Here is a 10204-nt window from a genome sequence, read left to right on the forward strand (position 1 = left end):
CCAGCGCGCCGTTAATTCCCAGGCGTACGGCCAGCGGCAGGGTTTCCGGCCGCGGCGCCAGCCCCACCGCCTCATACCATTTCGCCAGCGTATCGCCGATCCCCGCCAGCAGATACTCCTCAGGCGCGTTGAGGACGATCCGCGGCTCCACCAGCACCAGGAAGTTGGCGTCGTCGAAAATTTCAAAATGCAGCGCCTGGCCGGCGTCGTTGTACCACACCGACAGCGGGGTCCACGCCGCGCAGGTGGCGGCGATGGTCGGGATCGCCACCACCGGTAGCGCAAGCCGTCTGGCCACCGCCTTGGCGGTATCCAGCAGCGCGCCGCCGCCGACGCCGATCACCAGCGCGCGGTCTTCACCCGCCTCGTGGACCAGTTGGGCGACGTCGCTTTCGCTGCAGTGGCCCTTAAAGAGGATTTTTTTGGCGCCGGGCGCGCTGAAGGCCTCGGGTAAAAAGGGTTCCGCGCCGGCGATTGCCCGCTCGCCGTAGATCCACAGCGCCCGGGAAAGCTGCTCTGCGCTGTAAAAATCATGCAGCCGCGCGAGGCTGCCGGGATGGGAGAAGTAGTTGGCGGGGCCGGGGACCACGCGGATATCGCTGTTGCTCATAGAAGCTGCCCTTATTGTCGTTTCGCTAACCTGATGTTATGTCTGGACATCCGGATGGCTAATATTATTTCGTTTTATCTTATGCCTTTTACGCAGTTGTCAGTCAAGGACGGCTGTGAAAAATTCATTAAATCAGAATATTAATCGTAAAGGGTAGCAGGGGATGACAGCCAATCGCCTCGAGATGCACAACATTAACCTGGCCTTTTCCGGCTTTCGGGCGCTGAGCAACGTGGCATTTTCCCTCAAAGGGGGGACCGTGCACGCGCTGACCGGCGCCAACGGCGCGGGAAAATCGACGCTGATGGCGGTGCTTTGCGGCACGCACGCCCATTACGAGGGCGAGATTGTCATCAACAATCAGCCGGTCAATATTCGCTCTCCGCGCGACGCAAAGCAGCTCGGCATTCACCTCGTGCAGCAGGAGGTCGACGTGGCGCTGGTGCCGGGGCTGAGCATTGCCGAGAACATCATGCTGGACCGGCTGGCGCTGCCGGGTCAGGGCTTTAGCTGGCGGCGGCTCCGCGAGCAGGCCCGGGCCGCGCTGGCCCAGCTGGATATCGTTCTTGACGTGCGGCGCTCTATCGACAGCTGCTCCCTGGCCGAGAAGCAGCAAATCCTGCTGGCGCGCGCCCTGTCGCACCACTGCCGCTTTCTGATCCTTGATGAGCCGACGGCGCCGCTGGACCGCCACGAAAGCGAACGCCTGTTTACCGTGGTGCGCCGCCTGCAGCAGCAGGGGATCGGGGTGGTGTTTATCTCCCACCGCATTCACGAGCTGAAGGCCATTTGCGACACCCTAACGGTGCTACGAGACGGCCGGCTGATCGAAAGCGGCCCGATGGCGGAGCTCAGTGGCGAGCAGATCGTGGAAAAAATGCTCGGCCATGAGCTCAGCGATATCTTTCCGCCGAAGCGCCCGCCGCCCGGGGAAGAGGTGCTGCTCCAGGTGGAAGGGCTGCACGACGAGGGGCTGCTGCAGGATATCTCTCTGCGCCTGCGCAAGGGCGAAATTCTCGGCATCGCCGGGCTGGCGGGGGCCGGTAAAACCGAACTGTGCAAGGCGCTGTTCGGCGCCAGCAAAAGCCGCCTGACGCGCGGGGAGCTGAACAGCCAGCCGTGGCGCCCGCGCGACCCGGCGGACTCCGTCACCCGCGGGCTGGCGCTGGTGCCGGAGGAGCGACGCAAAGAGGGGATTTTTATCGAAGAACCTATCGCCATGAACCTTGCGGTGAGCGCCGATCGCAGCTTTTCGCGCTGGAGCCTGTTTGGCCATCGCCAGGCCTGGCGCTGGGCGGAGGAGGTGGTGGCCCGCATCGGTATTCGCACCACCGGCCCGGGCCAGACGCTGCGCCGTCTTTCCGGCGGCAATCAGCAGAAGGTGGCGATCGGTAAATGGCTGCGCGGCAGCGCCAACGTGCTGATTTTTGATGAGCCGACCAAAGGCGTCGACGTGAAGGCAAAGACCGACCTGTTCAACCTGATCGACGGGCTGGCGCGAGAAGGCAAAGGGGTGATCTACACCTCGGGCGAATTCTCGGAGCTGGTTGGATTGTGCGACCGCATTTGCGTGCTGTGGGATGGCCGCATTGTGGCAGAAATAGCGGGCGCAGAGGCCCGCGAAGAGACCCTACTTTATTACTCCACCGGAGGAGCAGCAGCGTGAGCAAGGCCCTGACCGCTACCGCGACGGCATCGAGCCGTCAGCGATTTTTCGATTTTCTCTACAAATGGGGCATGTTGCTGACCGTTGTGCTGCTGATCGCCGTTTTTGGCCTCGCATCGGATAACTTCCTCGACCCGTTCAATATCATCAACATTCTGCGCTCGATTGCCATCGTGACGGTGATCGCCATCGGGGTGTCGATTTCGCTCACCATCGGCGGATTCGACCTGTCGGTCGGCTCGACCGCCTCGCTGGCGAACGCGCTGGTGATTTCGCTGTTCGTCTGGCACGGGTTTGGCACCACCGAGGCGATTCTGATCACCCTGGCGCTGTGCACCCTGGTGGGGCTGTTTAACGCCTTTCTGATCGTGGTGCTGCGCATTCCCGACATGCTCGCGACCCTCGCCAGCCTGTTCGTGATCCAGGGCGTGGCGATGACCTACAGCTACGGCGGCTCGATTACCGAGAACATGGTGCTGCCGAGCGGCGAGATGGCGGAAGGGACCATTCCGGCGGCCTTTGGCGCGCTGGGCCAGGTGCCAACCATCGTTATCGTAATGCTGGTGGTGACGGTTATCGCGCAGCTGGCGCTCTCGTTTACCACCCACGGGCGGCGGATGTACGCCATCGGCGGCAACCCGGAGGCCGCGCGCCTCTCCGGCCTGCGCATCACCCGCTACAAGGTGGCGGCGTACGTTATCGCCTCGCTGCTGGCGGGCCTCGGCGGCATTCTGCTGGCGTCGCGCATCGGCTCCTCCCAGGTGAACGCCGGCGGCGGTTACCTGATGGACGCGGTGGCGGCGGCGTGGATTGGCTTCTCGCTGGCGGGTTCGGGCAAACCGAACGCGCTGGGCACGCTGGTGGGGGCGGTGATCCTCGGGGTGCTCTCTAACGGCCTGGTGATGCTCTCGGTTCCGTACTACGCAATGGACATTATTAAAGGGCTGGTGCTGGCTGGCGCGTTAGCACTGACCTATTTTCAGCGCCGCACCTAATTATAAACAGGGTAAACATGATGAAAAAAATAACGCTTTCTCTTATCGCGCTGGGGCTGCTCAACTCCGTAGCCGCCTATGCTGAGACGCCAACGCCGGTGCCGGCGGCTATCGCTGAACATAACGGGCCGATCCGTATTGCGGTGATCCGCAACCTGGGCTCCGATGATAACACCACCCAGTTTGTCTCCGGGGCTATCCAGGAAGGCAAGAAGCTCGGCTTTAAAATGAGCACCTTCCTGAGCAACGGCGACGACGCGAAATTCCAGGACTTCGTCAATCAGGCCATCAGCCAGAAATATGACGGCATTATTCTCTCCCAGGGGCGCGATCCCTACTCGACCGCGCTGGTGAAAAAGGCGGTGGACGCCGGGATCAAGGTCGCGGTGTTCGACACCGCCGTCAGCGGCGAGATCCCGGGCGTGACCGTGACCCAGCAGGATGACGCCTCCCTGACCGATCTCTCCTTTGGTCAGCTGGTGAAAGATTTCAACGGCAAAGCCAACATTATCAAGCTGTGGGTCGCCGGCTTCCCGCCGATGGAGCGCCGTCAGGTGGCTTACCAGGCGCTGCTCAAGCAGAACCCAGGCATCAAAGAGCTGGAGTCGATCGGCGCCGTCTCCTCCGACGTGCAGGGCGATACCGCCAACAAGGTCGGGGCGATCCTCGCGAAATACCCGAAAGGCAAAATTGACGCGATCTGGGGTACCTGGGACGCCTTCAGCCAGGGCGCCTATAAGGCGCTCAAAGAGAACGGGCGCACCGAAATTAAGCTCTACAGCATTGATATCTCTAACCAGGATCTGCAGCTGATGCGCGAATCCGGCAGTCCGTGGAAGGTGAGCGTGGCCGTCGATCCGAAGCTTATCGGGGCAACTAACGTGCGCCTGGTGGCCAACAAGATTGCCGGAGAGCCGACGCCTGCGACCTACGATTTTAAAGCGGCGGCAATTCCTCAGGCGCTGCTGGCCGCGCAGCCGGGAGCGGTGAACGTGGCGTCGCTGGGCAAAATCATTCCGGGCTGGGGCCAGACCGAAGACTTTATCGCCCCGTGGTTCGCCACCCTGGAAGCCAAAAACAAGTAAGGAGCAGGTATGGCGACGGAACTCCCGCGTCCCGACTACAGCCGCAATATGCGGCTGATTGGGCATAGCGATCAGGGCGGACGCCCGGACGGCGTCCAGCTGATGGTGCATCGTGGCTTTGCCTATATCGGCCACATGGTGTCCCAGGGCTTTTCGGTGGTGGACGTTCGCGATCCGCAAAACCCCAAAGCGGTGAACTACGTCGCCGCGCCGCCCGGCACCTGGAACGTGCACCTGCAGGCGCACGACGACCTGCTGCTGGTGATCAACGCCCGGGATCTCTTTGCCGATGCCCGCTTCGCCGACGAGAAGGTCTACTACACCCGCTCGGTGGGGGAGACGGTCAGCGACGTGCGGGAGAAGGGCTGGAGCGCCGGGCTGCGTATTTTTGATATCTCCGTGGCCGATAAGCCGCGGGAAATCAGCTTTCTGTCGCTCGACGGGATCGGCATTCATCGAATCTGGTACGTTGGCGGCCGCTGGGCCTACGTTTCCGCGCTGATCGACGGTTTTAGCGACTATATCTTCCTGACCATCGATCTCGCCGATCCGCGCAACCCGCAGGTCGCCGGGCGCTGGTGGCTGCCGGGGATGAACCAGGCGGCGGGGGAGACGGCGAGCTGGCCGCAGGGGAAACGCTACGCCCTGCATCACGCTATTATCGCCGGGGATACCGCCTACGGCAGCTGGCGCGACGGCGGCCTGACCCTGCTTGACGTCAAGGACCGCACCCAGCCGAAGCTGATTAGCCACCGTAACTGGAGCCCGCCGTTTGGCGGCGGCACCCATACCGCGCTGCCGCTGCCGGATCGCGATTTGCTGGTGGTGCTCGACGAGGCGGTGCTCGACAACCAGCAGGACGGCGAGAAGCTGATCTGGCTGTTCGATATCCGCGAACCGGCGAATCCGGTCAGCATTTCGACCTTCCCGCAGCCGGGTGAGGAGGACTATGTGGCGAAAGGGGCGCATTTTGGCCCGCATAATCTGCACGAGAACCGCCCCGGAAGCTTTATCAGCTCGACGCTGATTTTCGCCACTTACCAAAACGCAGGGGTGCGGGCCTACGACATCTCCGACCCCTACCGGCCGGTGGAAACCGGGGCGCTGGTGCCCGCGGCGCCGGCGAAGATGATGGATACCCGCCCGGGTCGCCCGCGGGTGATCCAGTCCTGCGACGTGTTCGTTGATGCGCAGGGGATTATCTACAGCACCGACTATAACGGCGGGCTGTCGGTGATCGAGTATTTGGGGTAGGGAAGGGCGGTGAACGGAGAGCCCGGGCAGCGCGCTGCCCGGGAACGACCGGGAAGGGATTAGCTGTACTGGCGAATGCGGGCGATCAGCTCGTCGACGCCGTCGATGCGTTCGGCAATCACGATCAGCGCTTTGCCGAGCGAAATCGCGTGGCGCAGGCACTCGTGGCGCATGGCCTCATCCTGAATGCTGTCGATATCGGCGACGTGCGACAGGCCGACGCTGCGGCGAATCAGCTCGGTTCCGCAGAAGCCAATCGCGTCCGCCCACACTTTTTTCAGGAACGCTGAGGCGTAGCCGGGATAGGCCAGCGCCGCATCGCGGCTCTTCTCCGCCGCCAGCGCCTGGAAGCGCTCGGCAAAGGTCGTCCACAGCGCCTGAATATCGTTCAGCCGCTGTTCGCGCGCGGCGGCGGCGTCGCGAATGCCCAGATGGCCCGGCAGGCCGCAGTAGTTGAGCAGCAGATTGCCGATGGCGGTGCCGATATCAAAGCCAATCGGGCCGAAATAGCCGAACTCGGCGTCGATGGCTTTAAAACTGCCTTCGGCAACGAAAATGGAGCCGCTGTGAATATCGCCGTGCAGCAGCGCTTCCGCCTGGGAGAAGAAGCGGTGCTTGAGCGAGGCCACCGCCAGCCTGAGCTGGCTATCGTGGCGCAGGGCGGCAACATCCTCCTCCAGCTCCGGCGGATAGCTGTTGCGCTCGTGCACCTGGTAGGGGTCGTTGAAGAACAGGTCTTCGGTTATTTCACACATCTCCGGGTTAATAAAGCGCGCGACCTGGGCCTTTTTATCATGGGGATGGAGATAAAAATCGCTGGTATGGAACAGCGCCTGGGCGAGATATTCCCCCAGCTGGCTCGCCGCCTGCGGATAGTAAACGTTGGCGATAAGCTCTCCGCGCCAGATGCGGTGATCGGAAAGATCTTCCATCACCATCACCGCCAGCTCGGGATCGAAATGGTGAATTTTCACCGTGTGCTGCGGGCAGTGCTGATAGTGGCTGACCAGCGTCTGCGCTTCGAGCCGGGCGCGGTCAAGCGTCAGCGGCCAGGACTCCCCGACGCAGCGCACGTAGGGCAACGCCTGCTTAACCACAATGCGGCTCACGCCCTGGGTATCAAAAATTTTAAATACCAGGTTGAGGTTACCGTCACCCACTTCCTGCGCGGACACCAGTTCCGACGGGTTATCGATACCGCCAAATTGTTGTGCATAAGCCACCGCATCGCTGGCCATGAAGGTATGGTATTGCGACATTGCCTCGATCCTCAAAGTTCTGATTAAGCCGTTCAGACGTCTATACTTCTGGATTCCATCCTGACACAATGTGACACAACAACGCAACAGGGATTTAACGACATGCAGACACTACAGACCACCAGCCTGCGGGTAAGCGAAAATCAGCTTTTTATTCTTGACCAGCAGGCATTGCCGCAGGAAAAACGCTGGCTGGCGGCAGATAACGTCCCGTTACTGGTTGACCATATTCACGCTCTGCGGGTGCGCGGGGCGCCGTTAATCGGTCTTTCTGCCAGTCTGCTGTTGGCGCTTTTGGCGCAGCGCGGCCTGACCCGCGATGAGCTATCGCAGGCGCTGGATACGCTGCGCGCCGCGCGTCCGACGGCGGTCAACCTGATGAATAACCTCGACCGCATGAAGCTGGCGCTGGCGAAAGAAAACTATATTCCGGCCCTCGAAGAGGAGGCGCTGCGCCTGATTGAGGAAGATAAGCAGCTGTGCGCCAGCATCGCGGAAACCGGCGTTAGCCTGGTCAAAGCGGGCAGCCGCCTGCTGACCCACTGCAACACCGGCGGCCTGGCGACGGCCGGAGTGGGTACGGCGTTAGGGGTGATTGCGCTGGCCCATCAGCGCGGCCTGGTAGATAACGTGTGGGTCGACGAGACCCGCCCGCTGCTGCAGGGCGGCCGCCTGACCGCCTGGGAGCTGGGCGAGCTGGGGGTGCCCTATCAGCTGATTACCGATTCGATGGCCGCCAGCCTGATGGCTAAGGGGCAGGTCGATGCGGTGTGGGTTGGCGCCGACCGCATTGCCGCCAACGGCGACGTGGCGAACAAAATCGGTACCTATTCGCTGGCGGTGCTGGCGAAATATCACGGTATTCCGTTCTACGTCGCCGCGCCGCAAACCACCCTCGACCGCCGCTGCCCGAACGGCGAGGCCATTCCTATTGAGCAGCGCGCGGCGGCGGAGGTGACCGGGGTGGCCGGCAGCTTCGGCGCGGTGCAGTGGGCGCCGGCGGATGCGTCGGTTTATAACCCGGCGTTTGACGTCACGCCGGCGGCATTAATCAGCGGCTGGGTGCTGGACAGCGGCGTCGTTACCCGGCAGCAGGTGGCGGCCGGCGCATTTGCGCCCCGCGCTGACTAACGCTGCGGCTCTGCCGCCGGATAGCGGATCTGCTCCGGCTGGCGCTGCAGGATAATTTTGCCGTGGCGGATGGAGGTCAGCACTTTGGCCTGACGCCGCACGGCGTCATAGTCACTTTCCGCATCGAGGATCAGCAGGTTCGCCGGGCGGCCTTCGGCGATGCCGTAGCTATCGCCGAGGCACAGCGCCCGGGCGCTGTTATCGGTAATCAAATCGAGGCAGCGCTGCAAATCTTCGTACCCCAGCATGTGGCAGATGTGCAGCCCGGCATCAAGGATGCGCATGATGTTGCCGTTGCCCAGCGGGTACCACGGGTCCTGAATGGAGTCCTGGGCGAAGCAGACGTTAATCCCGGCGCGGTCCAGCTCCGCCACCCGCGTCACGCCGCGGCGTTTTGGCCAGCCGTCGAAGCGCCCCTGCAGGTGGATGCTTTCGGTGGGGCAGGAGATAAAGTTGATGCCCGAGGCCTTGAGCAGGCGGAACAGCTTCGAGCAGTAGGCATTATCGTAGGAGCCCATCGCGCAGGTGTGGCTGGCGGTGACCTGCGCGCCCATGCCGCGCACCCGGGCCTCTTCCGCCAGCACTTCCAGAAAGCGCGACTGCGGGTCGTCAATTTCATCGCAGTGCACGTCCACCAGGCAGCCGTGGCGCTGGGCCAGATCCATCAGGAAGACCAGCGAGCTGACGCCCTTGTCGCGGGTGTTCTCGTAGTGCGGAATGCCGCCCACCACGTCGGCGCCCATCTCGATGGCGCGGGTCATCAGCTCGCGCCCGCCGGGGAACGACTCGATCCCCTCCTGCGGGAAGGCGACGATTTGCAGGTCGATAAGATGGGCGGCCTCCTTTTTCACCGCCAGCATCGCCTCCAGCGCCGTCAGGGAGGGATCGGTGACGTCGATGTGGGTGCGCACGTGCTGCACGCCGTTGTCGCGCAGCATGCCGATGGTTTTCAGCGCCCGCCGGCGCGTATCTTCCACGGTGACGCTCGCTTTACGCTGGCTCCAGCGGGTGATGCCCTCAAACAGGGTCCCGCTCATATTCCATTCCGGTTCGCCCGCCGTCAGGGTGGCGTCCAGATGGATATGCGGCTCGACGAAGGGCGGGATAACCAGCTTTTGCTGCGCGTCGATATCGCCGGCGTCAGTCGCCAGAGTGGCGGTTTGGGGGGCGATGCTCTTAATCACGCCGTCCCGGATCTCAAGGGAATAGAGCGCTTCTTTGTGGCGCAGGCGCGCGTTGATAATTTTCATGGTTGTTCCCGTAAATGGTTTTGCGACATACGCCAGATAGCCAGGGCGACCGAGGCGTTGAGATGAAACTGCGGATGGCTGACCGGATAGCGGGTCAGCTTTTCAATACGCTGAATGCGCTGATGCAGGGTGTTGCGGTGAATGCCCAGCCGCTCGGCGGCCCTCATCACGTTGCCGTTCTCCTGGAGCAGCGTTTCCAGGGTCTCCATGAGCAGCCACGGGCTTTTGCGATCGGGTTCAATCAGGCAGCCGAGGGTGTCGTGCATAAAATCGCTCAGCAGCGTGGGGTCGCCGACGGCGGAGAGCAGCTTGATAAAGCCCAGCTGCTGATAGTCGCTGATGCGCTGAGCCGGGCGCAGGGTATCGCTGAGATCCAGCGCCTGGCGCGCCTGCGACAGCGCCCGCGGGTAGCCCTGCAGCTCCTGCACCGGCGCGGAGAGGCCGCACAGCAGCGACAGCCCGCCGTCGCCCTCCGCAAGCTGAAGCAGCCACTGCTGCAGCCACTTTTTCTGCTGATAAAATTCGCCTTCCTCATCCGGGAGCAGGAAGAGAAACATATTGCTGCGCTCAACCAGCGGAAAGGGGTTGCCCTGCTGGTTAAGCTGCTGCTGCAGCCGCTGGCGCACGGTGCGGCGGGCCTGCTGTAGCCAGGCTTCGGCCTGCTCCGGCGGAAACTGGCGAAACAGGCGCTGAATGCCCTCGAGGCGCAGCGCCGCCACCCGCAGCGGGCGGGTGAAATCCAGCTGCTGGTGGAGCGCGCGCTGATGCAGGATCTGCAGGTCGGGATAGTCGCCGGTTAACAGCTGCAGCAGTATATCGCGCTGCGACTGCAGCGCGTTTTCGCTGCGCACCAGCGCGGTGCCGATGCGTTCGGTGACGATCACCATTTTCAGCAGATAGGGCTGTTCGATTAGCGGAATGCCCAGCCCGTCGGCGAGGGCGATCAGTCCCGGC

General features: G+C 62.7%; 9 protein-coding genes. 5 read left to right on the forward strand and 4 right to left on the reverse strand.

The window, feature by feature from the left end; genetic code table 11:
* Positions 1 to 610: iron-containing alcohol dehydrogenase (locus PFH44_RS20940; RefSeq protein ID WP_283826031.1), on the reverse strand; the 610-nt coding region annotated here is incomplete at its 3' end.
* A 163-nt stretch (positions 611 to 773) separates the two neighbouring features.
* On the opposite strand from PFH44_RS20940, the gene PFH44_RS20945 reads away from it, so the two are divergent.
* Genes PFH44_RS20945 through PFH44_RS20960 form a run of 4 tightly spaced genes read left to right on the forward strand, consistent with a single transcriptional unit; the run spans position 774 to position 5610 of the window.
* Positions 774 to 2276, forward strand: a complete 1503-nt coding sequence (locus PFH44_RS20945; protein WP_283826032.1) for a sugar ABC transporter ATP-binding protein — start codon at positions 774 to 776, stop codon at positions 2274 to 2276.
* Positions 2273 to 3271: an ABC transporter permease gene (locus PFH44_RS20950; protein ID WP_045854425.1), complete on the forward strand. Its 999-nt coding sequence runs from the start codon at positions 2273 to 2275 to the stop codon at positions 3269 to 3271. Before PFH44_RS20945 ends, PFH44_RS20950 begins: the two co-directional genes overlap by 4 nt.
* A 20-nt stretch (positions 3272 to 3291) precedes the next feature.
* Positions 3292 to 4356: a sugar ABC transporter substrate-binding protein gene (locus tag PFH44_RS20955; protein WP_045854426.1), complete on the forward strand. Its 1065-nt coding sequence runs from the start codon at positions 3292 to 3294 to the stop codon at positions 4354 to 4356.
* A gap of 9 nt (positions 4357 to 4365) precedes the next feature.
* Positions 4366 to 5610, forward strand: a complete 1245-nt coding sequence (locus PFH44_RS20960) for an LVIVD repeat-containing protein (RefSeq protein WP_283826033.1) — start codon at positions 4366 to 4368, stop codon at positions 5608 to 5610.
* A 59-nt stretch (positions 5611 to 5669) separates the two neighbouring features.
* Here the strand turns inward: PFH44_RS20960 and mtnK are convergent, their stop codons facing one another.
* Positions 5670 to 6869 (reverse strand): S-methyl-5-thioribose kinase, encoded by a 1200-nt coding sequence (gene mtnK / locus PFH44_RS20965; protein WP_283826034.1) that lies wholly within the window; start codon positions 6867 to 6869, stop codon positions 5670 to 5672.
* 102 nt (positions 6870 to 6971) lie between these two features.
* Here mtnK and mtnA point away from each other — a divergent pair, with 102 nt between their 5' ends.
* On the forward strand, positions 6972 to 8000 hold the full coding sequence (gene mtnA / locus PFH44_RS20970) for an S-methyl-5-thioribose-1-phosphate isomerase (protein WP_283826035.1): 1029 nt from the start codon (positions 6972 to 6974) through the stop codon (positions 7998 to 8000).
* On the opposite strand, the gene codA is transcribed toward mtnA, so the two are convergent.
* Positions 7997 to 9250: a cytosine deaminase gene (gene codA / locus PFH44_RS20975; RefSeq protein WP_283826036.1), complete on the reverse strand. Its 1254-nt coding sequence runs from the start codon at positions 9248 to 9250 to the stop codon at positions 7997 to 7999. The two genes, mtnA and codA, sit on opposite strands and share 4 nt — an antisense overlap.
* The coding region (locus PFH44_RS20980; RefSeq protein ID WP_283826037.1) for a helix-turn-helix domain-containing protein at positions 9247 to 10204 on the reverse strand (958 nt) is incomplete at its 5' end. The genes PFH44_RS20980 and codA, both read right to left, overlap by 4 nt.

Origin of the sequence: Klebsiella sp. Ech2A (assembly GCF_030078455.1) — a bacterium.
GTDB classification, from domain to species: Bacteria; Pseudomonadota; Gammaproteobacteria; order Enterobacterales; family Enterobacteriaceae; genus Klebsiella; species Klebsiella terrigena.

Coding starts and splice junctions, on each gene's coding strand:
- codA (WP_283826036.1), bottom strand. CDS start 9,250: ATGAAAATTATCAACGCGCGCCTGCGCCACAAAGAAGCGCTCTATTCC.
- PFH44_RS20945 (WP_283826032.1), top strand. CDS start 774: ATGACAGCCAATCGCCTCGAGATGCACAACATTAACCTGGCCTTTTCC.
- mtnA (WP_283826035.1), top strand. CDS start 6,972: ATGCAGACACTACAGACCACCAGCCTGCGGGTAAGCGAAAATCAGCTT.
- mtnK (WP_283826034.1), bottom strand. CDS start 6,869: ATGTCGCAATACCATACCTTCATGGCCAGCGATGCGGTGGCTTATGCA.
- PFH44_RS20955 (WP_045854426.1), top strand. CDS start 3,292: ATGAAAAAAATAACGCTTTCTCTTATCGCGCTGGGGCTGCTCAACTCC.
- PFH44_RS20960 (WP_283826033.1), top strand. CDS start 4,366: ATGGCGACGGAACTCCCGCGTCCCGACTACAGCCGCAATATGCGGCTG.